General features: G+C 56.9%; 23 protein-coding genes and 1 riboswitch. Of the genes, 4 read left to right on the top strand and 19 right to left on the bottom strand.

The annotated features are described in order from the left end of the window. Positions 1-63: 63 nt before the first annotated feature. The 7 genes from ACFWUB_RS00470 to purE form a co-directional block, all read right to left on the bottom strand. The gene (locus tag ACFWUB_RS00470) at positions 64-1,620 is read right to left on the bottom strand and encodes an acyl CoA:acetate/3-ketoacid CoA transferase (protein ID WP_302681190.1); all 1,557 of its coding nucleotides are present in this window, start codon (positions 1,618-1,620) and stop codon (positions 64-66) included. 158 nt (positions 1,621-1,778) lie between these two features. Continuing rightward, on the bottom strand, positions 1,779-3,053 hold the full coding sequence (purD, locus tag ACFWUB_RS00465; RefSeq protein ID WP_292108267.1) for a phosphoribosylamine--glycine ligase: 1,275 nt from the start codon (positions 3,051-3,053) through the stop codon (positions 1,779-1,781). Further along, positions 3,053-3,658: an IMP cyclohydrolase gene (locus tag ACFWUB_RS00460; protein ID WP_302681188.1), complete on the bottom strand. Its 606-nt coding sequence runs from the start codon at positions 3,656-3,658 to the stop codon at positions 3,053-3,055. The genes purD and ACFWUB_RS00460 overlap by 1 nt, the downstream gene beginning before the upstream one ends. Before the next feature lie 12 nt (positions 3,659-3,670). Further along, positions 3,671-4,285, bottom strand: coding sequence for a phosphoribosylglycinamide formyltransferase (gene purN, locus ACFWUB_RS00455; protein ID WP_020311355.1), 615 nt, complete (start codon positions 4,283-4,285; stop codon positions 3,671-3,673). Continuing rightward, positions 4,278-5,342 carry a phosphoribosylformylglycinamidine cyclo-ligase gene (gene purM / locus ACFWUB_RS00450; RefSeq protein WP_170101555.1) on the bottom strand — a complete coding sequence of 355 codons (1,065 nt, stop codon included), beginning with the start codon at positions 5,340-5,342 and terminating at the stop codon, positions 4,278-4,280. The genes purN and purM overlap by 8 nt, the downstream gene beginning before the upstream one ends. Continuing rightward, positions 5,323-6,750 carry an amidophosphoribosyltransferase gene (purF, locus tag ACFWUB_RS00445; RefSeq protein WP_292260939.1) on the bottom strand — a complete coding sequence of 476 codons (1,428 nt, stop codon included), beginning with the start codon at positions 6,748-6,750 and terminating at the stop codon, positions 5,323-5,325. The genes purM and purF overlap by 20 nt, the downstream gene beginning before the upstream one ends. Positions 6,751-6,794: 44 nt before the next feature. Then, positions 6,795-7,289, bottom strand: a complete 495-nt coding sequence (gene purE / locus ACFWUB_RS00440) for a 5-(carboxyamino)imidazole ribonucleotide mutase (protein ID WP_302681185.1) — start codon at positions 7,287-7,289, stop codon at positions 6,795-6,797. A gap of 286 nt (positions 7,290-7,575) precedes the next feature. On the opposite strand from purE, the gene ACFWUB_RS00435 reads away from it, so the two are divergent. Further along, complete coding sequence (locus tag ACFWUB_RS00435; RefSeq protein ID WP_416183991.1) at positions 7,576-10,107, top strand: 3'-5' exonuclease; 2,532 nt, start codon at positions 7,576-7,578, stop codon at positions 10,105-10,107. On the opposite strand, the gene ACFWUB_RS00430 is transcribed toward ACFWUB_RS00435, so the two are convergent. Further along, positions 10,100-10,666, bottom strand: coding sequence for a chromate transporter (locus ACFWUB_RS00430; RefSeq protein ID WP_020311360.1), 567 nt, complete (start codon positions 10,664-10,666; stop codon positions 10,100-10,102). The genes ACFWUB_RS00435 and ACFWUB_RS00430 overlap by 8 nt on opposite strands. Positions 10,667-10,681: 15 nt before the next feature. Next, on the bottom strand, positions 10,682-11,257 hold the full coding sequence (locus tag ACFWUB_RS00425) for a chromate transporter (RefSeq protein ID WP_020311361.1): 576 nt from the start codon (positions 11,255-11,257) through the stop codon (positions 10,682-10,684). A gap of 125 nt (positions 11,258-11,382) precedes the next feature. Here ACFWUB_RS00425 and ACFWUB_RS00420 point away from each other — a divergent pair, with 125 nt between their 5' ends. Further along, a complete protein-coding gene (locus tag ACFWUB_RS00420) occupies positions 11,383-12,261 on the top strand; it encodes a LysR family transcriptional regulator (protein ID WP_416183990.1) in 879 nt (292 codons plus the stop codon). A gap of 348 nt (positions 12,262-12,609) precedes the next feature. Here ACFWUB_RS00420 and thiC read toward each other — a convergent pair whose 3' ends face one another. Further along, positions 12,610-13,911 (bottom strand): phosphomethylpyrimidine synthase ThiC, encoded by a 1,302-nt coding sequence (thiC, locus tag ACFWUB_RS00415; protein WP_020311363.1) that lies wholly within the window; start codon positions 13,909-13,911, stop codon positions 12,610-12,612. 79 nt (positions 13,912-13,990) lie between these two features. Further along, positions 13,991-14,094, bottom strand: a riboswitch (TPP riboswitch). 150 nt (positions 14,095-14,244) lie between these two features. Here thiC and ACFWUB_RS00410 point away from each other — a divergent pair. Beyond that, positions 14,245-14,967, top strand: coding sequence for an SIMPL domain-containing protein (locus ACFWUB_RS00410; protein WP_292262609.1), 723 nt, complete (start codon positions 14,245-14,247; stop codon positions 14,965-14,967). Between the two features lie 263 nt (positions 14,968-15,230). After that, positions 15,231-16,106, top strand: coding sequence for a phosphoribosylaminoimidazolesuccinocarboxamide synthase (locus tag ACFWUB_RS00405; RefSeq protein ID WP_292298879.1), 876 nt, complete (start codon positions 15,231-15,233; stop codon positions 16,104-16,106). A gap of 164 nt (positions 16,107-16,270) precedes the next feature. Here the strand turns inward: ACFWUB_RS00405 and hypD are convergent, their stop codons facing one another. From hypD to ade, 9 genes are all read right to left on the bottom strand, one after another. Continuing rightward, complete coding sequence (gene hypD, locus ACFWUB_RS00400) at positions 16,271-18,688, bottom strand: trans-4-hydroxy-L-proline dehydratase (protein WP_292298878.1); 2,418 nt, start codon at positions 18,686-18,688, stop codon at positions 16,271-16,273. Between the two features lie 16 nt (positions 18,689-18,704). Continuing rightward, positions 18,705-19,490, bottom strand: a complete 786-nt coding sequence (locus tag ACFWUB_RS00395; RefSeq protein ID WP_296820881.1) for a radical SAM protein — start codon at positions 19,488-19,490, stop codon at positions 18,705-18,707. A 237-nt stretch (positions 19,491-19,727) separates the two neighbouring features. After that, positions 19,728-20,792, bottom strand: a complete 1,065-nt coding sequence (locus tag ACFWUB_RS00390; protein ID WP_020311644.1) for an ABC transporter substrate-binding protein — start codon at positions 20,790-20,792, stop codon at positions 19,728-19,730. A 15-nt stretch (positions 20,793-20,807) separates the two neighbouring features. Then, positions 20,808-21,587 (bottom strand): ABC transporter permease, encoded by a 780-nt coding sequence (locus ACFWUB_RS00385; protein WP_020311643.1) that lies wholly within the window; start codon positions 21,585-21,587, stop codon positions 20,808-20,810. Then, a complete protein-coding gene (locus ACFWUB_RS00380) occupies positions 21,587-22,414 on the bottom strand; it encodes an ABC transporter permease (protein WP_020311642.1) in 828 nt (275 codons plus the stop codon). The genes ACFWUB_RS00385 and ACFWUB_RS00380 overlap by 1 nt, the downstream gene beginning before the upstream one ends. Beyond that, complete coding sequence (locus ACFWUB_RS00375; protein WP_020311641.1) at positions 22,407-23,477, bottom strand: ABC transporter ATP-binding protein; 1,071 nt, start codon at positions 23,475-23,477, stop codon at positions 22,407-22,409. The genes ACFWUB_RS00380 and ACFWUB_RS00375 overlap by 8 nt, the downstream gene beginning before the upstream one ends. Before the next feature lie 89 nt (positions 23,478-23,566). Further along, entirely contained in the window at positions 23,567-24,343 is a 777-nt protein-coding gene (locus ACFWUB_RS00370; protein ID WP_292282473.1) for a lytic transglycosylase domain-containing protein, read from the bottom strand. A 108-nt stretch (positions 24,344-24,451) separates the two neighbouring features. Beyond that, entirely contained in the window at positions 24,452-24,694 is a 243-nt protein-coding gene (locus ACFWUB_RS00365; RefSeq protein ID WP_020311639.1) for a TIGR04076 family protein, read from the bottom strand. 12 nt (positions 24,695-24,706) lie between these two features. After that, entirely contained in the window at positions 24,707-26,440 is a 1,734-nt protein-coding gene (gene ade / locus ACFWUB_RS00360; RefSeq protein ID WP_416183989.1) for an adenine deaminase, read from the bottom strand. Positions 26,441-26,536 lie beyond the last annotated feature (96 nt).

The raw sequence follows: 26,536 nt of genomic DNA, 5'->3' as shown, positions 1-26,536 counted from the left end.
CGCCCTTTGGGTCGCCCCTACGTTGGGTCCCCACAGGGGACCATTCGAGGAACGATGAACGACCTACGACAAGCCCATGGGATTGGGCTGGAAGATGCGGCCGTCCATGAGTTGCAGGTCATCGGCGATGAGCGGGCGGAATTCCATCTGGCTCAGGATGTCCCGTTCAAGGTCGACGCCCGGGGCGATTTCTGTCAGCATGAGTCCCTGCGGCGTCAGGCGGAAGACGGCCCGTTCTGTAACGACCAGGACGTGCTGGCCGTGGGCTGCGGCGTAGTCCCCGGAAAAGGTGACCTGTTCGATATCCGTCTTGAATTTCTGGTACTTCCCTTCCCGGTCGATGACCAGCCTCCCGCCTTCACAGTGTTCTCGCAGACCGCCGGCTGTAAAGGTCCCCATGAGGATGAGTTTCTTCGTGTGCTGGGCCAAGTCGATGAAGCCCCCGGGCCCGGTGACGCGGCCGTGGAATTTTGAGACATTGACATTGCCCATGGCGTCGATTTCCGCCAGGCCCAGGGCACAGAGGTCGAGGCCGCCGCCGTGGCAAATATCGAACATGTCGGCCATCTTCAGTTCCGCTTCGGCATTGACAGCGGCCCCCATATCGAGGCCCGACAAGGGGATGCCGCCGATGATGCCCGAATCGGCCGCCAGAGTCAGGCTCGGCCCGAAGCCCTCTTCAGCGGCGACAGAGCCGATGATTTCCGGGATGCCGATGCCCAGGTTCATGACGTCGCCTTTTTTCAGTTCCATCGCCGCCCGGCGGGCACAGATTTTGCGATTGTCCAGAGGATGCGGCGGCAGGGACTGGATGGACTTGCGCCCTTCGCCGCTCAGTTCCGGCCGGTAGCCGTGGGTCGAAAAGCTCTGGACGTGGTACTTCGGCCGCGGCACGACGACGTAATCGACGAGGAAATGGTGGATTTTCACGAGCCGCGAATCGAGGCTGCCCCGGGGCACGACGTCTTCGACCTGGACGACGACGATGCCGCCGGAATTATGCGTCGCTTCGGCCACTTCCAGCTGTTCACCGATCATGGCTTCGCGCTGGAGGGAAATGTTGCCGTCCTCATCGGCCAGGGAGCCGCGGATGAAGCAGACCTGGATGGGAAAGGTTGGATAATATAAGTAGTCGTCGCCGTCGAACGAGACCAGGCGGACGATATCCTTGCCTTCGCGGACGGTCTTTTCGTTGGCCTTGCTGCCGTCCAGGCGCGGGTCAGCCAACGTGTGCAGGCCGATATCGGTCCAGACGCCCTTGTGACCGGCGGCGATGGCCCGATAGAGAGCCAGTATCGTCCCGGCCGGAACGACATAGGCCAGGCACTGATTGGCTGCCACTTTATCGGCCAACTTCTTTTCCATGCCGAAATGGCTGGTAATGATCGTCCCGATGAGGCCGTCAGCTGCCAGGCGGTCGCCGCCGCGCTGGCCGCCGTCGCCGGTCCCGGCAATCTTGACCAAGGTCACATTACGGGGATGGCCTTCCTCACCATAACGGTCGTGAAGGGCCTTGAACAGCCCGTCCGGCGTCCCGAAGCCGGCATGACCGCTGACAGCCAGGGTCATATCATCGCCGACGAGACGCGCCGCTTCCACAGGCGTAATAAACTGTGTCATAACGACCTTCCTTTCGTGTGGTAGTCAAAAGGGGCTATCGCACGTGCGACAACCCCTTTTGAGTTTTAAGTTTGCAGTTTGTAGTTTTTAGTGAAGCCCTTTTTAATTTCAAAGCCCTCATCTACAAACTACAAACTCCATACTACAAACTCTAAACTTTATTTCAAGTGTTTCAATCCTTTGGCGCCGATGTCGCTGCGGACTTGCTGGCCGTCGAAGTGGATGCGTTTGACGTTGGCATAGGCCTTTTCGATGGCGCTCTTGAGGTCCCCTGCTACGGCCGTAACGCCGAGGACGCGGCCGCCGTTGGTGACGTACTGGCCGTCTTTCTTGGCCGTGCCGGAATGGAAGACCATGACATCTTCTTTATCGACAGCATCGAGGCCGCTGATGACATCGCCTTTATGGGACGAAGCGGGATAGCCGGCAGAAGCCATGATGACGCAGCAGGATGCAGCGTCTTTCCAGTGGACCATATCGGCCGTCAGCGTGCCCTTGGCGCAGGCATACATGATCTGGGCCAGGTCGCCGTCGAGGAGCGGCAAGACGGCCTGCGTTTCGGGATCGCCGAAGCGGCAGTTGAATTCGACGACTTTCGGGCCATCGGCCGTGATCATCAGGCCGGCATAGAGGCAGCCCTGGTAGGTGATGCCTTCCTGTTTGAGGCCATCGACGACGGGTTTCAGAATCTTTTCTTCGACTTCCTTGCGGATTTCCGGCGTGACGACCGGTGCCGGCGCATAAGCCCCCATGCCGCCCGTGTTGGGGCCTTCATCGTTATCGAAGATACGCTTGTGGTCCTGGGCGGAAATCATGGGCACGATGGTCTTGCCATCGACGAAAGCCAGGAGGCTTGCTTCTTCGCCGACCATACATTCTTCAATGACGATGCGGCCGCCAGAAGCACCGAAGATGTGGTCTTCCATCATGGCGTTGACGGCTTCGATGGCTTCTGCTTCCGTCTGGGCGACGACGACGCCCTTGCCGGCAGCCAGGCCATCGGCCTTGACGACGATCGGTGCGCCCTGTTCCTTAATATAGGCCTTGGCGGCTTCGCCATCGGTAAAGGAGGCGTAAGCTGCCGTCGGGACGTGGTATTTCTTCATGAGGTTCTTGGCAAAGACTTTGGACCCTTCCATCTGGGCTGCGGCCTTGTTCGGGCCAAAGACAGCCAGGCCTTTGGACTGGGCCAGGTCGGCAATGCCTTCGGTCAAGGGGACTTCCGGGCCGACGACGAGCATGTCGATGCCTTCGTTTTTGGCATAGTCCGTGATGGCGTCCAAATCGGACAGGGCGATGTCGACGCACTGGGCGACTTCACTCATAGCGGCGCTGCCGGGAATGGCATAGAGCTTATCGACGCTCGGGCTCTGAGCCAATTTCCAGGCCAAAGTATGTTCGCGGCCGCCGCCGCCGATGACTGCTACTTTCATTATTTTGCGGCCCCCTTCTGAACCTGTTCTGCCAGGTATGCGGCAATGGCCGTATCATAGACAGCCGTGTGATGGAATGCCTCCTGAGCCAGTTCCAGGCGGTACTGGTCGGAGAATTCGCCGTCTTTCTGGAGGATGGAAATGATTTCGCCGTATTTGGACGGGTTGGTGACGATGGCGACGTATTTGTTATTCTTTGCCGAAGCGCGGACCATGCAGGGACCGCCGATGTCGATGTTTTCAATGGCTTCAGCCAAGGTGACATCCGGTTTGGCAATGGTCTGCTGAAACGGATAGAGGTTGACGACGACCAGGTCGATCGGTTTGATGCCGTGTTCTTTCATGGCTTTGACGTGTTCCGGATTATCGCGGACAGCCAGGATAGCCCCGTGGATTTTCGGATTCAGCGTCTTGACGCGGCCGTCCATCATTTCCGGGAAGCCCGTGACGTCCTGAACGGCGATGACCGGTACGCCCGCTTCTTTCAGGGACCGCATGGTGCCGCCCGTGGAAATGATTTCAATGCCGAGGTCAGCCAGGGCTTTGCCCAGTTCGACGACGCCCGTTTTATCAGATACACTAATGAGTGCGCGTTTTACTTTCATGAAAAATTCCTCCTATTCCTGAGTCCCTTTGACGACATTGCCGTCGATAGTCAATTTATCATCGCAAAAGAGCGCTGCCGCTCTGACATAAGTCGGATGTTCCTTGGTGAGGATCCGGGCTGCCAGCGTGTCTTCCGTATCGTCTTCGTAGACCGGTACGGCTGACTGCAAGATGATCGGGCCGGCATCCATGTCGGGAACGACGAAATGGACCGTGCAGCCAGCAATCTTGACACCGGCTTCGACGGCCTGGCGCTGGGCGTGGAGGCCGCGGAACGACGGCAGCAGGGCCGGATGGATGTTGAGCATCTTGTGTTCATAATGGGAAATGAAGTCACCGCTCAAGAGACGCATGAAGCCGGCCAGGCAGATGATGTCGGCCTGATACGGTTCAATGGCGTCGAGGATATATTTTTCAAAGGCCGCTTTCGAGTCGAAGGATTTGCGGTCGGCCAAAATGACCGGTACGCCCCATTCCTTAGCGCGGTCCATGACCGGTGCGCCCGGGATATCGCAGACCAGGGCCTTGATTTCCGCATTGATCGTGCCGGCTTCGACGGCATCGTGGAGGGCGATGGCGTTGGAGCCGCGGCCCGATGCGAAAATGACCATCTTCTTCTTAGTCATGGAATACGCCTCCCCGCAAGGTTACGGGTACGTCGGAATCGACGACTTTGCCGATGACATAGGCCTTTTCATCGCGGTCGGCCAGGTTCTTGAGGACGGCGTCAGCGTCTTTTTCATCGACAATCATGATCATGCCGATGCCCATGTTGAAGGTACGGTACATTTCCTTGGCATCGACGTTGCCCCATTTCTGGAGGAGACCGAAAATCGGCAGCTGCGGCCACGACGTGACGTCGATATCGACGCCGACGCCTTTCGGCAGGACGCGGGGGATGTTTTCATAGAAACCGCCGCCAGTGATGTGGACCATGCCCTTGACGGTGAAGTTCTTGATGATCGGCAGGCACGGACGCGGATAGAGGCGGGTCGGCGTGAGCAGGCATTCACCGATGGTCATGCCCAGTTCATCGACGTACTGGTCGAGCTTCATGTTCTGCCGTTCCAGGACGATCTTGCGGACCAGGGAGAAGCCGTTGGAGTGGACCCCTGTCGAAGGCAGGCCGATGAGGACGTCGCCGGCCTTGATGTTTTCGCCGGTAATGACCTTGTCGCGGTCGACGATGCCGACGCCGAAGCCAGCCAGGTCATAGTCGTCTTTGGCATAGAAGCCGGCCATTTCAGCCGTTTCACCGCCGAGGAGAGCGCAGCCCGATTCCTGGCAGGCATGGGCAACGCCTTTGACGATGGTCGCAACCTGGACCGGGTCGAGCTTGCCAACAGCGATGTAGTCCAGGAAGAAGAGCGGTTCAGCACCCTGGACGAGGACGTCATTGATGGACATGGCGACACAGTCCTGACCGACTGTATCGTGTTTGCCCATCATGATGGCCAGGCGCAGCTTCGTGCCGACGCCGTCGGTACCGCTGACCAGGATCGGTTTCTTGATGTCGCTGTTCATCAGGGAAAAGAGACCGCCAAAACCGCCGAGGTCGCCGAGGACTTCCGGACGGTACGTGGCTTTGACCGAATCTTTCATCAATTCTACGGCTTTGTTGCCAGCATCGATGTCGACGCCGGCATCAGCATAAGTCAATCCTTTATTTGTGTTCGAGAGCATATTTTTCTCCTTCCTCATTGGCCTGCGGAGTGTCCGTAGGATAGTCGTTATTGAAGCAAGCTAAGCACATATCTTCCTTGGGGATATGTTCGACAGCCCGGTTGAGACCGTCGATGGAAATGAAATGGAGTTTGTCCACGCCGATGTATTTCTGGATCTGTTCGACACTGAACGTCGAAGCGATGAGTTCCTTGCGGACCGACGTGTCGATGCCGTAGAAGCAGGGATACTTGATAGGCGGTGCCGATACGCACATGTAGACTTCCTTGGCGCCGGCTTCGCGCAGGAGCTTGCAGATGATGCCGCTCGTCGTGCCGCGGACGATGGAATCGTCGACCATGACGATGCGCTTGCCCTTGACGACGGACTTGACGACATTCAGCTTCATGCGGACAGCCAGTTCGCGCTGTTTCTGGTTCGGCTTGATAAAGGTACGGCCCATGTAACGGTTCTTGATGAGGCCGTGCTTGAAGGGGATGCCCGAAGCCTGGGCGTAGCCGATAGCTGCCGTGTTGCCGCTGTCCGGGACGGAAATGACGATGTCCGCATCATACTGCGTTTCGTTCCACATTTCCCGGCCCATGTTCAGGCGGGCCTGGTAGACGTCCTGGCCGTCGATGACGCTGTCCGGACGGGCGAAATAAATGTATTCAAAGGAACAGACCTGCTTGCGCGGTGCCTTGGCAAAGATCGTCGATTTGACGCCCTTTTCATTGATCTGGACGAATTCGCCGGGCTGTACGTCGCGGACGAACTTGGCGCCGATGGCGTCGAGGGCACACGTTTCCGAAGCCAAGACCCAGCCGCCTTCATCGGTACGGCCGATGCACAGCGGGCGGAAGCCATAGGGGTCGCGGACGCCATAGAGCGTATCTTTCGTCATGAGTACCAGTGAGTACGCCCCCTGGATGCGGTTCATGCTTTCCATGATGCGTTCTTCGATGGTGTCTTTCTGGCTGCGGCTGATGAGATTGACGATGATTTCACTGTCCATGGTCGTCTGGAAGGTCGCGCCGCCGCGGTCCAGTTCTTCCCGCAGGGTCCGGGTGTTGGTCAGGTTGCCGTTATGAGCCAGTGCCAGCTGTCCCATAGGCGTGTATACGGCCAGGGGCTGGATATTGCGGGGATTATTGGAACCTGTCGTCGAATAGCGGACATGGCCGATGCCGACGGGGCCGCCTTCTTCTTCAGGTACGCCGTTGGCGAAGACCGTGCTGATGAGGCCCATGCCGCGGAACGTATGGATATCCTGGCCGTCAGTCAGGGCGATGCCGCCGCTTTCCTGGCCACGATGCTGTAATGCGAACAACCCCCAGTAAATATAGCGGGGAATATCGAGGTGTTTATCGTAAATACCTAAGACACCACATTCTTCATGCTGCTTATCCCAAATCGGATCGTAAAACATGAATTAAACCTCCTGTTATAACGAAAAATAGTCTGTATCTGCCCTTAGAGGGACTTTACGGCTTCTTGCAACTTCTGGTTCTTTTCCATGACTTCCTTAGCCATGTTTTCGCGATAGGCCTTGTATTTCTTGGCTAATCCGGCATCGCTGGCAGCGCCGATCTGTACGGCCAGGAGCGCTCCGTTCTTGGCACCGTTGATGGCGACGGTGGCAACGGGGATGCCCGACGGCATCTGGACGATGGCCAGCAGGGCATCCATGCCCTGGAGGCTGCCGCTTTCCAAGGGGACGCCGATGACAGGCAGCGTCGTATAGCTGGCGACGACACCGGGCAGATGAGCTGCCATACCGGCACCGACGACAAAGGCACTGATGCCCCGTTCTTCGGCTGTCGAAACGAATTCCCGGACAGCAGCCGGCGTGCGGTGGGCCGACGCTAACAAGACTTCATATTCAACACCAAATTCTTTAAAAATAGCAATCGCTTTTTTCATAACGGGAAAATCAGAATCGCTTCCCATGATCAAACCGACCTTCAACAGAGACCCCTCCTTAGGAAAAACAAAACCCAAAAGTGACACACGTCACCTTTGGGCTTTTTTCAGTTAGACACACGGAGACTGTTTACAAACGGCAAAGAACCTGTCCATAAACGTCTTGTCATAGTGCATCTCCTTATTGATTGAAAGATTATCAAATACACTTTGATTCTATCAAAAACCTCCGGGACTGTCAATGAAAATCACCCGTTCTATCGCAGTTTGTACACGGATAGCGCCGACTATGTTACAATGGAGGAAAATGACCGACACGGAGGGATAGATTATGGAATTAAATGACCAGCAGCAGCAAGTCGTCAGCGACCTGTCGCAGCCGATCCTGCTCAACGCGCCAGCCGGCACGGGCAAGACCCGCGTCCTGGCCTGCCGGGTCGCCCACATACTGGAAACAGGCGCCGCCGAAGGCTCGCAGATACTCTGCCTGACCTTCACCAACCGGGCCTGCAAAGAACTGAAGAACCGCATCATCGCCACGGCCCGCGAAAAGGGCCTGGCTGTCGTCGTCAAGACAATCCACAGTTTCTGTTACAGCCTCATCAAAGAAGAAACGAAGCGCCAGAGCGACCGTTACAACGACTTCCTGCTCTACGACGACGAAGACTGCCGGCAGATCATCGACAGCCTGCCTGCGGCGGCGTCAGCCCCGGGCAACGACACCCAGGCCCTGCAGAACTTCATCGAATTCAGGAAGAAACAGCGCGTCATCCCGGACCTCCACGATTTCACGGCACCCAAAGAAGCCCTCCAGGCCTGGCTCAGCGACCATGGCGACACCCTGGTCCAGCAATACGATGCCGTCCTGACCGACAACCACGCCGTCGACTTCACGGACCTCATCACCGGCGCCTACGACTTCCTCACTGACGATGCCTGCTGCCAGCGCTGGCGGGACCGCTTCCGCTTCATCGCCGTCGACGAAATGCAGGACACGAGCGAAGTCGAATACGCCGTCATCAGCCGCCTCTTCCCGGGGCGCAACGTCCTCCTCTGCGGCGATTACTTCCAGACCATTTACGAATGGCGCGGTTCTTATCCGGAATATATTCTGGAACAATTCCGCAAGACCTACCATCCCCGGGAAATCACCTTTACGACCAACTACCGGGCTACGCAGCTCCTCCTGAAGGCCGCCGAAAGCTGCCTGAATCACCTCTTCGGCCAGGTGACGGTCCACCACATCTACCCCCAGCCGGGCCAGGCCGCAGCCGCCGTCCCAGGCGAGCCCATCGTCGTCCACCAGGCCGATACCTTTCTCGACGAAAGCCGCTGGATTTTCCAGGAACTGAGCCAGCTGCCGCCTGAAGAGCGCCTCAAGGCCTGCATCCTCGTCCGCGGCAACCGCCAGGCCCAGCAGCTGTGGACAGGTATTACGGCCCATAATCTCCACTATCCACCAGCATCCCGTCTGCCCGTCACCTGCATCGACCAGTTCCACCTGTTCAAGCGCCAGGAATGTAAAGACGTCCTGGCCTACCTGCGGCTGCTCCTGAACAAGCACGACAACCTCAGCCTGAAACGCATCCTCCTGCGCTTCGTCCCCCGCATCGGCCGGCGGACCATCGAAACCATCGAAAGCGAATCCTACCGCCGCCTGGGCCTGCGGCTCTGCGACTTCATCGACCCCATTTCCCAGGAAACGGGCGACCCTTACGGCCTCCTGCTGACGGCCCTGGAAGAAGGCCGCATCGTCGTCTTCGACGTCGAAAGCACGGGGACCGACACGACGACAGACGAAATCATCCAGATTGCCGCAGTCCGCCTCAATGCCGCCGGCCAGGTCACAGACACGTTCAACACCTACGTCCACGCCAGCCGTTCTGTCGGTACCTCATTCTACGTCCATCACATCAGCGACGACCAGTTAGCCGCCGATGGCCGGGATCCGAAAGAAGCCCTGGCAACCTTCCTGGACTTTGCCAGAGACGCCGTCATCGTCGGCCACAACGTCACGTATGACCTGTCCATCCTGCACAGCGAGCTCCAGCGCCTGGGCATGACCGAAAGCGGTGACTTCCCCTATTACGACACGCTGGACATATACCGCCGCTTCTATCCCAATCTTATCAACCATAAACTGGCTACGCTGAGCGAAACCTTCCCCATCGACCATCAGCCGTCGCACGACGCCTTCGACGACATCCTGGCCACGGCCGGTCTCCTGTGCTACGCCGTAAAAGAAAAGATAGCTCCGGCCACGGCAGCCCGCCGCGCTTCCCTGGCCATGTACCTGCCCCTCTTCGCTCCCTTCAGCCGCGACATGGCCCGTTTCCGCCGCCAATCTTACCAGGACCGGCCCATAGCCATCATCGCCGCCGTCATGAACGAAGGCGGTGTCAAGGCCTGGTACGAGAGCCATCGTGATGCCAGCGATGCGGCCCATCACATCGACCGCCTGGAAAACGTCCGCAAACTCTACCGCATCGCCAAGGAAACGGACGACCCGGCCCAGGACCCCCGCGACGCCCTGGCGGAATTTCTCAAGCTGACAGCCCTGTCCAACAGCGAACTGGACAGCATGCTGGCCAGGGACCCGAAAATCCCGATCATCACCATCCATCAGGCCAAGGGACTGGAATTCGACTACGTCTTCCTGGCCAGCCTGGAAGACCGGGTCTTCCCGACCTTCTGGTCCGTAAAGAAAGGCAATATCGAAGAAGAAAAACGCCTCTTTTATGTCGCCATTACGCGGGCCAAAAAGAGGCTGTATCTGAGCTGGCACCAGGGAATCGGCAATCAGCGCTATGCGCCGAGCCGCTTCCTCCAGAGCCTGGACTCCCAATATATCGAAGTTAGATGAGGCCGGCTATGCCTAAGAGGAGGCCTAAGACGCCGGATCCGATGAGGACCTTGATGACGCCGATTTTGCGCCGCGTCGCTGCAATAGCCAAGAAGAGGATGACCAAGCCGCCAAGGCTGAAAGCCGACCAGTCATCAGGCCAGGTCTCCGTATTCCACAAGGCCAGGAGGATGAAACTCAGACTGGCGACGCAGATAAGGGCGACGACTGCCGGCCGCAGGCCGTTGAGGATGCCCCGGATAGGACCGATATCACCGTACTTGAGGAAGACGCGTGCTAACAGAATCCCCAAGAAAAACGACGGCGTGACGAAGCCCAGGGTGGCAGCCACAGCTCCGCCTAATCCGGCGATTTTGGTGCCGACGAAGGTCGCGGCATTGATGCCGATCGGCCCCGGAGTCATCTGAGAAATGGTGAATATATCGACAAATTCGCTCATCGAGAGCCAATGGAAGGTATCGACGACACTGGCCTGAATCAGCGGCATAGACGCATAGCCGCCGCCGACGCAGAAAGCCCCGACTTTACAGAATTCCCAAAAAAGCAATAAATATATCATGATAAGTCCCTCCCCTTAATCGTACTTCTTGTCGCGCATGAAGGCAAAGCCAATGATGCCGTCGATGACGATGAGCGCCATGATATTGACATCAAAGCATAAGTTAGCAATAAACGTCGCTACGATGATAGCCAGCGGCAGGAGGAGCTTCTTTTTTCCCTGTTTGATGAGGAGGTCGATGCCGACATTGACGATAAGCGCCGTCGCCCCGCACTGCATACCGCGGAGGATCATCTTGATATAGAGATTCTGGATAAAGAAATCATAGCAGTAAGAAATAATCGACAGCGTAATCAGGCAGGGCAGCACCGTCGCGACCAGGGCGACCAGCGTCCCCAGGACCCCGGCCATGCGGTAGCCGAGGATGACCGCACTGTTGACCGCAATGACGCCAGGCATGGACTGGGCGATGGCCACCATATCGAGGGTATCCTTATCGCTGATCCAGTGATATTCATCGACGTATTTCCCTTTCAAAAGAGGAATAATGACGAAGCCGCCGCCTACGGTGAAGGCGCTGATTAAAAAAGTCGATTTGAACAGGGTCCAAAAAAAATGGGCGTCCCGTTTCGGTGTCACAATATCGTTCATCATCTATCATCCTTTCTTGACGATCATCTTGTCTATGGTCTTAGTATAACACGGCCTTTACTATATTGAAAATATTTGTATGATTGATATAATATACGTAAATTATATGTCAAGGAGGCATCGATATGGATATCCGTCAACTTACGTACTTCATGGTCATCGCCGAAGAAGGTCAGATTACGGCGGCAGCCCGTCGCCTGCACATGGCTCAGCCACCGTTGAGCCAGCAGATGAAAGCTCTGGAAGAAGAACTGGGCGTCCAGCTCCTGCAGCGGGAACCGCGCAGCGTGACCTTGACCGACGCGGGCGAAATCCTCTACCGCCGGGCCCGTCAGATTCTTACCCTCACCGACTCGACACGACGGGAAATCGCCGATTTCAAGAATGGTCTGCGCGGCACCTTGTCCATCGGGACCGTGTCCTCGTCGGGCAGCGTCATTCTCCGGCCAGCGCTCCGCCAATTCCACGCCAGTCATCGGGGCATCCGCTTTGAAATCTATGACGGCAACACCTTCCGCGTCCTGGACATGCTGGGCAAAGGTCTCATCGAAATCGGCATCGTCCGCACGCCCTTCAAGCAGGACGCCTTCGACTGCACCTTGCTGCCTGAAGAACCGATGGTCCTGGCCTATGCCGATACCCTGGCCGACCCCAGCCCGGGCCAGCCGACCCTGACCATAGAACAACTGCAAGGCCTGCCGCTCATCCTCTACCGCCGCTTCGACCAGCTCTTCCACGACGTCTGCAAAGCCCACAACCTCACGCCGAACCTCCTCTGCCGCAATGACGACGCCCGGACGACCCTGCTCTGGGCCGAAACCGGCCTGGGCTACGCCGTCGTCCCGGCATCGGCCATCTCGCCGGCCCGCCTGCCCCAGCTCCAGACCAAAGCCATCGACGAACCGCGCCTGCGCACCCAACTGGCCGTCATCACACCCAAACACCGCTACCTGTCCAGCATAGCCCGCCAGTTCATAGATGCTTTGACAAATCCTGAGGCCTGACGACGGGGCATAAAACCGTTCATCGTAGGTCGTTCGTCGTTCATCGCGGTTGGGGCCTGACGGCCCCGCAGGCCGCCGTTCGCAGGCCACCTCGGGCTCAGATGCCGCTGCGCGGCAACAGATTCAGCGTAACAACATCACCTCGAGTGACCCTCGGCTCGTGGAAAAGGCCGTCGTTCGTGATTCGTAAAAATATACCATCAAAACTGTATAGGCTGTGGTCAAATCTCTCTAGCGGGCTTCCCACGTGGAAGCCCCTACTACAGGTCGGCGGTCTGTACCTGAAAAAGGCCCGTCATCTGGCGACGGGCCTTTTTCAGTATCTATGAGGTAAATTTAGGTTGGAGCCTAGCGGATGGAGACGTCTTCGCCGGCGAGGATGCGTTTCATCGTACGGGCCGGGCACATCTTACCACACATGGTGCAGGTGCCTTCACATTCCGGTTTACTCGATTCGTAATAGCTGCGGGCTTTTTCCGGGTCGATGGACAGGGAAATCATCTTGTCGAAGTCGACGTCGACGCGGGCTTTGCTCATGGCGTCATCCCATTCCTGAGCGCCTGGGATGCCCTTGACCAAGTCGGCAGCGTGGGCTGCGATGCGGGCAGCGATGATGCCTTCCTTGACGTCGTCGACGGTCGGCAGGCGCAGGTGTTCAGCCGGTGTGACATAGCAGAGGAAGTCGGCACCGCAGGAAGCGGCGATGGCACCACCGATGGCGCTGGTGATGTGGTCATAGCCCGGTGCGATGTCCGTGACCAAGGGCCCGAGGACGTAGAACGGAGCGCCGTGGCACAGGCGTTTTTCAATCTTCATGTTGGCTGCGATTTCGTTGAGGACCATGTGGCCCGGGCCTTCGATCATGACCTGGACGTTGTGGGCCCAGGCGCGTTTGGTCAATTCGCCCAAGGTGATGAGTTCTTCGATCTGAGCGGCGTCGGTAGCGTCATGGGTACAGCCTGGACGGCAGGCATCGCCGAGGCTGAGGGTGACGTCGTATTTTTCACAGATGTCGAGGAGACGGTCATAATATTCGTAGAACGGGTTTTCCTGGTTGTTCATTTCCATCCAGGCGAAGAGCAGCGAACCGCCGCGGGAAACGACGTTGGTCAGGCGCGGGTTGTCTTTGATGCGCTGTGCCGTCTTGCGGTTCATGCCGCAGTGGATGGTCATGAAGTCGACGCCATCTTCTGCGTGCTGTTCGACGACGGAGAAGAATTCATCGACGGTAATGTCTTTCAAGTCTTTTTCCAGCATGCCGACCGCATCGTACATGGGGACCGTGCCGATCATGGCCGTAGACATCTTGACCAGTTTGCGGCGGAAGTCACGGGTCTTGCCGAAATTGGACAAGTCCATGATAGCTTCTGCTTTCATGTCGATGGCATTCTGGACTTTCTGCAGTTCTTCTTCGTGGTTGTTGTGTTCCGGAGAAACGCCGAGGTTGACATTGATTTTCGTGCGGCAGTCCTGGCCGACAGCTTCCGGCGACAGGCTGGTATGGACTTTGTTGGCCGGAATGGCGACTTTCCCGCTGGCGACGAGGGCCATGAGTTTTTCAACGGGCATGTGTTCCTTTTCAGCGACAATCTTCATCTGCGGCGTGACGATGCCTTTGCGGGCAGCGTCCATCTGTGTTGTGTAATCCATTACAAACATCCTTCCTATATAAAAATAATCCTTAATGCAATAAAAAAAGCTCGCCTGGCGGTCCTCCGCAGGTGAGCTTTATAATCCCGTAAAGCTTCCCTACGGCGGCATTACCCGCATCAGGTAAAGGGTCAAGTGTAATCCGTCACTTTTCTCAGCCCGAAGGCTCCCCTAGCTTTTTCTATGTATCTGTGGCTATTATAGTACGCCGCGAAAAAAAATGCAACACTTTCGTAACATTTATCATAGACAATTTCGCCATTTTATCCCACATAGACGTACATCCCCCTGCCGTGGTATAATAGGAATATCTTAAAAAGGAGGTCTTAACTTATGAAATATAAACCCTTGAAAGGCCTTGTCGTCGCCGCTATGCTGGCATCGTCCCTGGTCCTGGCTGCGCCCCAGGCCCTGGCAGCTGGTCCGGAACCGTCTGTCGTTACCGTCACGGGCTATGCCCAGCAAGAAGTCGCCCCGGATACGGCTTATGTCACTATCGGCACAACCAGTACCGACGCCGATGCCCAGCAGGCCCGGACCAAGAATAATCTGGCCATGAACCAGGTCACGAATGCCTTGAAGGCCATGGGTATCCCAGCGGAAAACATGAAGACCACGGGCTTCTATATGTCACCGAACTATGACATGAAGGGCCAGAAAGTCACGTCGTATACGGTGACCAACAGCCTGGAAGTCAAACTGACCGACCTCACTATGGTATCGCAGGTCATCAACAAGGCCGGCAGCCTCGGTGCCAACCAGATCAACAACGTCCGTTTTACCAATGAACACGCCGACCAGATCAAGGAAAACCTGATCAAAGAAGCCGTCCACAACGGTCAGCGCGCTGCCCAGGCCGCAGCTGAAGCCGCTGGCAGCCAGCTCGGTGCCGTCAAGGAAATCAACATTTCCGGTACGAGCCCGTCGTACAGCCGCGTCTACGGCGCTGCCATGAGCCTGCGGGCCGTCAACAAGATGGAAGCCGACTCGACACCAGTCGAAGCCGGCACCAACACCCTCAGCCAAAGCGTCAGCCTGACTTATTATCTGCAGTAAGCCGGACCGCGACCGTATCGTAAGCACGACCACGTGGCCTCACAAACCGCATTGTAGGGGCGACCACGTGGGGCGCCCGTCCAGAAGAGTTATTATATACACATCACACATGATTTGCGGGACGCCCTCTGGGCGTCCCCTACGAGCCACGAAAAAAGGTTTTGTCCTTTGATGACAAAGCCTTTTTTCTTTCCCCAAAATATGCTATGATAATACTGTTCTACCATAATAAAATAAGTTCTGAATCATGGAGGCCAGACAAGATGAAAGAATACACCCCTTTTAAATCCGGTAAAGTACGCGAAGTCTATGACGCAGGTGACAGCATTATCATGGTCGCAACGGACCGCATCTCCGCTTTCGACCACATCCTCAAGAACAAAATCACCAAAAAGGGCGCCATCCTCACGCAGATGTCCAAGTTTTGGTTCGATATGACGTCGGATATCATCCCGAACCACATGATTTCCGTCGACAACGCTGACATGCCGGAATTCTTCCAGCAGGAACAGTTCATCGGCAACAGCATGAAATGCCAGAAACTGACTATGATTCCCATGGAATGTATCGTCCGTGGCTACATCACTGGCAGCGGCTGGGAAAGCTATCAGAAGAATGGCACCGTTTGCGGCATCAAACTGCCGGCAGGTCTCAAAGAATCAGAAAAACTCCCGGAACCGATCTTCACACCGAGCACGAAAGCCGAACTCGGCGACCATGATGAAAACGTCTCTCTCGAAGAAGGCGCTGCTTTCATCGACAAGACCTTCCCGGGAAAAGGCAAGGAATACGCTGAAAAAATCCGCGATTACACCTTGGCCCTGTATAAAAAATGTGCTGAATACGCCCTCTCCAAAGGCATCATCATTGCCGATACGAAGTTTGAATTCGGCCTCGATGACAAAGGCAATATCGTCTTGGGCGACGAAATGCTCACGCCGGACAGCTCCCGCTTCTGGCCCCTCGAAGGCTACAAAGCCGGCCAGAGCCAGCCGTCGTATGACAAACAGTTCGTCCGTGACTGGCTCAAAGCCAACCCGGACAGCGACTACCTCCTGCCCCAGGACGTCATCGACAAGACCATTGCCAAATACAAAGAAGCCTACGAAATGCTCACTGGGAAAGCCTTCGACAAGTAGTTCGTGGCTCGTGGCTCTAAGGCCCGCCGCGAATCTTGTGAACTCGCTTTTGGCACTGTAGGGGTCGCCACGTGCGAGCCCCTACAATGAAAAAAATTTACAACAATTTAAAACAAAAAAAAGAAACCGTGCATGATGGCAGAAACCATTATGCACGGTCTTTTTTACGCCCCAAAGCTCTGTTCAGTGCGGTTGATGATTTCGTCCTGCAGGGCTTTGTCCAGGTTGTTGAAGTAATCGCTGTAGCCGGCGACGCGGACGATGAGGTTTTCGTATTGTTCCGGGTGGCGCTGGGCATCGAGGAGGGTTTCCCTGTCGACGACGTTGAACTGGATGTGATGGCCGTCCATGGTGAAGTACGACCGGACCAGGGCAGCCAGGCAAGCCAGGCCTTTCGGGCCGGCGACGACGGACGGCGTGAATTTCTGATTGAGCAGAGCGCCGCCAGTCTTGAGCTGTTCCAGTTTGGCACAGGACTTGATGACCGCCGTCGGTCCGTGGGTATCAGCGCCCTTTTCCGGCGAAATACCATCGGGCAGGGGCACATGGGCCCGGCGGCCGTTAGGGCTGGCGCCCATGACCTGGCCAAAGTAGACGTGACACGTCGTCGGCAGGAATTCGACGACCGTCTTCGAGCCTTTCGGCGTCGGCCTGCCGGCAATAGTTGCTTGCAGAGCCCGGTCGACGTCGTGGAGGATAGCGTCGGCGTAGTCATCATCGTTGCCGTACTTCGGCGTATGATGGAGGACGACGTCGAGCAAGGCATCGTCGCCGTCGAAGTCCCGGTCGCAGGCGGTGATGATGTCTTCCATGGTGAACCGCCGCTGTTCAAAGACCTGCTGTTTCAGCACGGCCAGGGAATCTGTAATGGTCGCAATGCCGACACACTGGATATAACTCGTGTTATAGCGGGCGCCGCCGGCATTGTAGTCCTTCCCATTGGCAATGCAGTCGTCGGTGATGACTGACAGCAGCGGCACGGGCATGTACTGCATATAGAGCCGTTCGATGAGGTTATTGCCGACCACTTTGACATCGACGACGTATTTCAGTTCTTTCAGGAAAGCCTGCCATACATCGTCATATGACGCAAACTGCAACGGGTCGCCGACGTCGATACCTGCCTTTTCCCCGGTATAGGCATCATAGCCGCGATGCAGGGCCAGTTCCAGGACCTTGGGGATATTGAGATAGCCCGTCAGGACATAGGCTTCTTTCCCGGCCGTCCCGGCTTCGACGCAGCCGCTGGCAATGCCGCAGGCCCGGGCATCATCGAGGGATTTGCCCAGATACATCAGTTCCTGGACGATGGCTTCGCTGTTATAGAACGCCGGCTGGCCCCAGCCCTTGCGGGAGATTTCCAGAGCCTTCCGCAGGAAGCGTTCCGGCGTCTTCTGGGAAATCTGAACGTTGGAGCTCGGCTGGAGGAGGCGCATGTCGTCCATGACTTCCAGGATGAGATAGCTTACATCGCTGACGCCACAGGTCCCGTCGGACCGCAGGGCGCCGGTATTGATGTTGCAGAAATCGGTATACGTCGCGCTTTCCTTGAGGGTAATACCCACTTTCGGCGGTGCCGGCTGGTTATTGAACTGGATCCACAGCGCTTCCAGGAGCTCCTTGGCATCGTCCCGGGTCAGGCGCCCTTCGGCCAGGTCCCGGTCATAGAAAGGTTCCAGATACTGGTCGAACTTGCCTGGCGAATAGGCATCCCAGTTGTTCATTTCCGTCGTCACGCCGATATGGGTGAACCAGTACATCTGGATGGCCTGGCGGAACGTCTGTGGCCGGTGTTCCGGGACGACGTCGCAGACGGCGGCGATATCCAGCAGGTCCCGGCGCCAGGCCGGGTCTTTTTCTTTCGCCGCCATGTCCCGGGCCAGGGCGGCATAGCGTTTCCCTAAGAGGATCATGCCCCGGCAGACCCAGGCCATGCCTTCCCATTCGTCCCGTTTTTCCAGGGCATCCATATCGTTATTGAAATCGAGGCTGGCCAGGCGTTCCTGGATGTCCCGCAGGAAATCGCCATAGCCCTTCCAGTATATCTTGCCATCGGCCACGGTATGGCCCGGACCGCGCTGCTGCAGGAATTCCGTGAACATACCGGCAGCAAATAATTTCTGCCATGCCCGGGGCAGCAGGCCGTTCATCTTGGTCAGCATGGCCCGGTCCTTCCAGTATGGGATGATGACGTCCCGCTGGATGCGCTTATCTTCGTCGGTCACTCTGAAGAAGACCCGTTCGCGGCTGTTCAGGGTGTCGAAGTCTTCCAGGGTATGGCAGCACAGTTCCGGAAAGGTCGGTGCCGCCCAGGGTTTCGGCCCCTTTTCGCCGACGATGAGCGAGCCCCGTCCTAGATAGAGGGTCCGATGGGCCATGAGATAGTAAAAGGCTTTGCCCCGCAGGACGGGAATGGAACAAGTCCCTTCGTACTGCTGGTACGCTTCGGTCAGCAGCACGGCCCGTTCCATGGAAATCGTCGGGACGGCGCCGTGAACGCTTTCTTCCCGCAGCCGGCGGATACGGTCCGTACATCCCCGGATACCTTCCACGAATTTCTGTTCTTTCAAAGCTGTTGCCATGTGAATTCCCTCCTATCTAACCGCCGATGACGGTATCATAACCGAGTACAGCAAAAGATTGCCGGATGGCTTCCAAGGCCTGCCCTGACGGGGCATGGAACGGCTGGAACGTCCGATGCAGGGCCTCATATTTATGGCGTCCCAGCTCATGGTACGGCAGGAGATGGATTCTTTCCACGCGTATCTGCTGCGCCTGGAGCCAGTCCTGGAAGGGCCGGATATCCCGGTCCCCGTCGGTATTGACGCCGTCGACCATGATGAGCCGCAGATAGAGGCCGGCGCCGGCGTCGCTGAGGCGCTTCATGTTCTCCAGTATCTGCCTATTGCCCTGGCCCATATATTGTCGGTGGCGTTCGGCGTCAAAGAGCTTCATGTCGTAAAGGAAGAAGTCCGTATAAGGCAGGACCGGTTCAAAAGCCGTAAAGGGAACAGCGCCGCTGGTGTCGATGCCGACGGAAATGCCTTTTTCAGCCAGGGCCCGGACGAGCTCGGCGATATACCCCATGGGCTGGGCCAGGACTTCACCGCCCGACAAGGTGACGCCGCCGCCAGAACGTTCATAGAAAATCTGGTCCTGCACGGCCTGGCGGACGAGTTCTGCTACGGAATAATAGGTCCCGACCTCATCCTGTCCCCCATCGCTACGCTCCATTCTCTCAACCTCGAAGCGCTGACTCTCCGGATTATGGCACCATGGGCAGGCCAAGGGACAGCCTTTGAAGAAAATCGTCGTTCGTATCCCCGGCCCGTCGTGGACGGAAAATTTCTGCACATTGAAAACCAAAGGCCTTTTCTCAGCCATATCCCCGCCTCCCAATCTCATACAACAGAAGTTCGAAGTTTGTAGTTTGTAGTTTTTAGTGGGTGTTTTTAAATTTGAAGCCATTTTCTACAAACTCCATACTACAAACTATAAAGCAAAAGGAACCGTGCATGATGGCAAAAGCCTTCGTGCAACGGTTCCTTCTTTGGTCTCATTCTGAACTTGTACTCATTATACTACACATTTGTATTCTTGAAAAGCATTTATCCTAAAAAATCACCAGACCTTGACCTGGATCCATTCGTCGTTATAGCGCTTGTCCCCTTCTTCGCCCAGGTATTTGTACGTTTCCTGGCCGGCATAAGCTTCTTCCGGCGGGAAGACGACGGGGTTATCTTTATAGTCTTCGTCTTCTTCCATGGCCGGGACGGCCGTATTCGGCGTCGAATAGGTCAGGTACTCGAAGTTCTTCAGGGCGATGTCGGGACGGCTCATGAAGTCGATGAATTTATGGGCATTTTCGACGTGTTCGGCATTCTTGGGGATGACCCACGAGTCAATCCAGAGGTTGGTCCCTTCTTTGGGGATGACGTATTCCAGGTTCCTGTTTTCCAGGATCATGCGCAGGGCTTCACCGGAAAAGACGACGCCCATGGCCGCTTCGCCGGAGACGAGCTTGTCCTTGACGTCATCGATGCCATAGGCCTGGACCAGGGGTTTCTGGGCGATGAGCATATCCCGCGCTTCTTTGATCTGCTGAGGATCCGTCGTGTTCAGGGAATAGCCCAGACGCTTCAAGGCGACCATGAAGGAATCGCGCGGCGAGTCCTGCATGATGATTTCATTCTTATATTTCTCGTTCCAAAGGATGGACCAGCTGTCGACAGGTTCATCGACCATGGTCCGATTGTAGACGATGCCGACGGTGCCCCAGCAATAAGGGACGGCATAGCGGTTGCCCGGGTCAAAGGACTCGGACTGGGTCCAGAACTGTTTGCCTACGTACTGGCGGGCGTTGGGCAGCTGGGAATAATCGAGAGGCTGCAAAAGATCATTGTGGATCATCTTCTGGATCATGTAGTCCGACGGGCAGATGACGTCATAGCGTTCGGCGCCGGCCGCGACCAGGGGATACATGCTCTCGTTGGTATCGAATTCGTCCATGACGACGCGGATGCCCGTTTCTTCTTCGAACTGCTTGAGCGTATCCGGGTCGACGTAATCGCCCCAGTTATAGACATAGACCACGTTGTCCCCGTCTTCTTCGCTGTCAAAGAAGCCACAGCCGCTCAGGGCCAGGATACAGCAGAGACCGAGGAGAATCATGCGGATATATTTCATAGCGTTTCCCCTTTCCTACCAGTTCCGACCCAGGGCCAGGCGCCGGCGGTTGACGATGAGCAGGACGGCGAAGACCAGGACAAAGACGAATACGAGCGTCGAAAGGGCATACATTTCCGGATGGATGCCCAATTTCAATTCGGCATAGATTTCCGTCGGCAGCGTATCGATGCCGGCCCCTTTGGTGAAGTGCGTAATGATGAAGTCGTCGGCCGACATGGTGAAGGCCAGCATGAAGCCTGCCAGGAGACTGGGCCGCAGTTCCGGCAGGACGACGCGGCGGAATGCGACGAACGGCGTCGCGCCCAGGTCGCGGGCGGCATCATAACAGCTGCGGTCCAGCGACAGGAACTGGGGCATGATGCACAAGATGACGTACGGCAGGTTGAAGACGACGTGGGCCATGAGAATCGAACCGTAGCCCAGGCGCAGGCCCATGCCTAAAAAGAGGAGCATCAGGGAAATCCCGGTGACGATGTCCGCATTGAGCAGCGGCATACTAGCCACGCCGAGATAGACCGACCGCTGTTTGCGACCCATGCCGCGCAGGGCCATGCAGGTGAGAAGACCCAGGACGGTGGCGATGGCCGCCGACGAGAGACCGATGGTAATGGTATTTTGCAAGGCGTCAAAGATGCCTTCATTCTGGAATAACTCGCCGTACCATTGCAGGGTAAAGCCTGTCCAGTGGCCGCGGTAACGGCTGGCGTTGAAGGACTGGGCCACGAGGACGCCGATGGGCGCGTAGAGGAAGAGGACGACCAGGGCGACGTAGAGTTTCTTCACTTTTTCCATCACTTCTTCACCTGCCCTTCGCTGCGGTCGAAATAAGCCGTCACGACCATGTTGACGATGATGAAGACCATGAGCACCAGAGACAGGCCGCTGCCCAGATGCCAGTCATAGGCCATGGTGAATTCCTGTTCGACGATGTTGCCGATGAGCAGAATCTTATTGCCCCCTAAGAGGCCGCTGATGAAGAACGTCGTCAGCGACGGGATGAAGACCATGGTGATGCCGCTGATGGCGCCGGGCAGGGACAAGGGCAGGATGACCTTGGTGAAGGTCTGCCAGGAATTGGCCCCTAAGTCGCGGGCCGCGGCGATGACGTTGCCGTTGATCTTGCTCAGAGCGACGTAGAGGGGCAGGATCATATAGGGAAGGAAGTTGTAAATCATGCCGATGACGATGGCCGCCGGCGTGTTGATGAGGCTCACGTCAGGCAGGGACAAGAGGCGCAGGAACTGGTTGAGGATACCGTTCTTTTCCAGGATCGTCTGCCAGGCCATGGTCGTCAACAGGGAGTTCATCCACATGGGCAGGACGAAGAGCAGGAACAGGAGCGAGCCCTTCCCCCGCTTCTTTTCCGTCAGGATAAGGCAGAGCGGATAAGCCACGACCAGGCAGATGACCGTGCTGATGAGGGCCAGGACGATGGATAGTTCCAGGGCCTTCAGGTACTCCCAGTGGGCGATGAGGCTGATATTGGCCAGGGTAAAGGCGCCGTGGGCATCGGTCAGGCCGTACCAGGCGATGGCCACGACGGGACAGAAGATAAATAAGACCGCCCAGATGAGGAAGGGCGCGGCAAAGAGGTTGCGGATCGCTGCTGAATTAATCATTTTCCATCGCCCTTTCGTCTTCCGATTCCGGTTTATTCATGATCTGGATATTGAAGGGGTCCACCCAGAGGCTGACTTCGTCGCCGGGCTGATAGTGCTTCGTCGATTTGACCAGCCACTCGATCCCCCGCGCCTGGATAGTGAGGTTATAGGTCATGCCTTCAAAAATCGTCTTGGTGACGACGCCGTTGAAACCGCCGTCGCGAGGCGGCTGCAGTTCCATATCTTCCGGCCGGATATGGACGTCGACAGGGCGGTGGGTCCCGAAGCCGACGTCGACACAGTCGAAGTCGTAGTCGGCGATGCGCACGAGTTTGTCGTGTACCATGAGGCCGTCGACGATGTTGCTGTCCCCGATGAAGTCGGCGACGAAGGCGTTTTCCGGTTCATTGTAAATGCTTTCGGGCGTGCCGATCTGCTGGATATAACCCTGGTTCATGACGACGACCGTGTCGGACATGCTCAGGGCTTCTTCCTGGTCATGAGTGACGAAGACGAAGGTAATGCCCAGTTCTTCTTTGATCTTGATGAGTTCCAGCTGCATGCTGCGGCGCAGTTTCCGGTCTAGGGCACTCAGGGGTTCGTCCAGGAGCAGGACCCGCGGCTCATTGACGACGGCCCGGGCGATGGCCACGCGCTGCTGCTGGCCGCCGGACAAGTCGACGATGTTGGCGTGTTCGTAGCCGTCGAGGTTGACCAGTTTCAGGGCATAACGGATCTTATCGCGGATATAATCGCGGGACTTGCCGTGAATCTTCGGCCCGAAGGCGATGTTTTCGGCCACGTCCATATGGGAAAAAAGAGAATAATTCTGGAACACCGTATTGACCTGACGCCGGTTCGGAGGCAGCTGGGTGATATCGGCCCCATCGAAGAGGATACGCCCTTCATCAGGCGTTTCAAAACCGGCAATGAGGCGGAGCGTCGTCGTCTTGCCGCAGCCGCTGGGGCCGAGGAGAGTCACGAATTCATTTTCAGAAATCGTCAGATCAAGGCCATCTAATACCTTGTGCCCATCATAGGTCTTGGATACGTGCTCCAGGTGAATCAATTCTTTTTCCATTTCACAACTCCTTTTTTCATTTCTTACGGCTCCAGGCCGTAAAAAAAGGGAGATCGCATAATCGCTGATGCAAGGTCCCTTCCTCGATATTATTTTTTACTGCTCCGCGTGTCCCAGAGCCGCGACGTCGTCCAATACGACACAGGCTGCGGGCTGCGGACCGAATTGGCTACGCGGGCCGTCTTGGGCCGGACCGTAGTCTTAGTCTGGACAGCGGCTGCTTTCTGACTGTGCTGTTCATGCCATTCTTTCAGGCTCGGAAAAATGGGTGCTTCCGTTTCCGTCACGGTCATGGCCGACCGCTTGTAGGGCTTCAGGGCCATGGCTTCATGACCGGCAAGGCGCCAGATTTCCCGCCGCGTCTGTTCGACGGTCTGGACATAATTCATGGTCTCCGTATAATGCGGCACGCCTCGGGCCCGGTCGACGGCGCCCGGTCCGGCATTATATGCCGCTTCGGCATAGACGAAGGGCCGGTCCCATGTGCGGTAGCGTTCGACCATCTGGCCGAGGTACTTGACGCCGCCAAAGATGTTCTCCCTGCGGTTGTAGGGATTGACCTTGAGTGATGCCGCTGTAGACGGCATAAGCTGGGCAATGCCGACGGCACCGACGCCGGACACGGCAGAATTATCGAAATGGCTTTCTGTCGTAAAGACGGCGGCGACGAGGATCGGGTCGACGTCATACGTATAGGATGCATCACAGATATCCTTGGCAATGGCCGCCGCTTCGCTGCCGCGGATATATTTGCTGACCTGGTCATAGACCATTTCTTCCTGCGTAATGGCCTGCACCGGCATCAAGGCCATGAGGCCGATGAAAAGAGCAGCCATCTTTGTCTTACAGGCTTTGCTGAGTATCAACTTTCACATTCCTCCCCACTCACACGACTATCATTCTACCTTTCATTATATCACGGTCGTCAAGCCATTTGCCAACACCTTCTCGTTCTGCCCTATTAGGGTTATGCATCATTGTTCCACCACGCGGAAGATGACGCCTTCGTCGCAGTCGGGACACTGGATATCCGACGGCCAGAGCGAACCCTGGCGGCCGGCGAAGACATAAGGATAAAGGGCCTGGAGGGCCGTCATGCAGAGGGCGCCGCTCTTTGCTTTATCGATGACAGGCCCGTCGAAGACGATTTCATCGCCTTCTTTATAAAGATCACAATGAGACTTGATGACGACTAACTTAACTTTCTTGGCATCCATAATCATACCTCCTTAAGGTTCAATGGGAACGAAATCGAAGGCTTCGACGTCGAAGAGACCCGTGTCCAGCAGTTTCAGCTTGGGGATGACGGGCAGGCTCATGAAGCACAACGTCATGATGACATCGACGTCAGCGCTGACACCCAGGATATGGTGGGCCTTGGCGTAGAGCTCGTCCATAGCTGCATCGACAGCGGCGGCCGGCTGGTCGCTCATGAGGCCGGCAATGGGCAGCGGGATGGATGCAAGGACCGTTCTGTCCAAGACGATGGCCATGCCGCCCTTCTGGCCCTCCAGGGCCTCGACGGCAGCGGCCATATCCCTATTGTTCGTGCCGGCGACGATGATGTTGTGTGAATCGTGGGCCACGGATACGGCGACGGCACCTCGTTTAAGGCCATAACCGCGCAGCAGGCCCAGGCCGACGCAGCCCGTGCCGTGATGGCGTTCGACGACGGCAACTTTGACGATATCGGCCTGCGGGTCGTAGACGAAATCGCCGCGGCCATCGCGATGGATGAGGGCTTCCCCTTTTTCCGTGACGACGCCGCCGGGCACGATGTCGATAGTCCGGACCCGGTCCGACGTCAAGTGCATAACCATTTTCTCTTCGGAGAAACCGGCGATGCAGACAGAGCTGCCGACGGCGCTGTAATCAGCCCGCGTAAAGGGCAGGAGATACTGGCCCTTTTCCGCTGCTTTCTGACCGCCGATGAAGGTCGCCAGAACGTGGAAGTCCTTCAGGTCTTCAAAGAGGACGATGTCCGCCCGCTTGCCCGGTGCCAAGGCGCCGCGGTCGTCGAAGTGGTAGCAGTCGGCGGCGTTGAGGGTCGCCATGGTGATAGCCGCTTGCGGCGACAGGCCGGCGGCGACGCAGAGGCGCAGGTGTTCGTTGAGGTGGCCTTTCTCAAAGATCGTCTTGAGATGGAGGTCATCCGAACAGAGCAGGAAGCGGCGCAGATTGGCCGGCGTCACGGCCCGGACCAGATTTGGCAGGTCATGGCAGGCCGAACCGTTGCGCAGCATGACGTACATGCCGGCCTGGAGGCGCGCTTCGACGTCGTCCAAGGTGAAACATTCGTGGTCCGTCCGGATCTGGGCCGACGCATAGGCCTGCAGGTCCTTGCCAGTGACGCCGGGGCTGTGGCCGTCGATGGGCTTTTTCGCCTCATAGGCGGCGACGAGCTTGTCCAGGACGGCATCATCGCCGTTCAGGATGCCCGGGCAGTTCATGAATTCACCGACACCGAGAACGCGGTCGTCGGCCAGGGGCGATTTCATGTCGTCTGCTTCCAGCACGGCCCCGCTGTGGTCGAAAGGCGTCGCCGGGACACACGACGGCACCATGAAACGGACGTCCAGGGCCGTCTTTTCAGCGGCTTCCATCATGTAACGAAGGCCGGCCAGGCCGCAGACGTTGACGATTTCATGCGGGTCGGCGACAATCGTCGTCGTTCCCAGGGGGACGACCAGGCGGCCGAACTCTTCCGGGCTGACATAGGACGATTCGATATGGATATGGCTTTCAATGAGGCCCGGTGCGGCATAGGCACCATGGGCATCGATGACTTCCTGTCCTTCATAAGGGCCGCCGACGCCGGCGATGATGCCGTCGGCGATGACGATATCCCCAGGCCGGATGGTCTGTGTATAGACGTCGACGATCTGGCAGTTTTTAAGGACGACGTCCCCCGGTTCCAAGCCCCGGGCTACGGCAATACGCCGTTTCAAAAGATTCCGTGTCATAGTCATAATGTACTCCTTCCTATCGGTAAAGGCGTAAGATTTTTATCTTTCGGACTCATTGTACCATAGATTTCCTTTTTTTGACAAAATAGTTGC

Source organism: Megasphaera sp., from assembly GCF_047831605.1.
GTDB lineage: Bacteria > Bacillota > Negativicutes > Veillonellales > Megasphaeraceae > Megasphaera > Megasphaera intestinihominis.
Note: the sequence above shows the minus strand (reverse complement) of the source record. Positions and strands in the feature narration are given on the sequence as shown.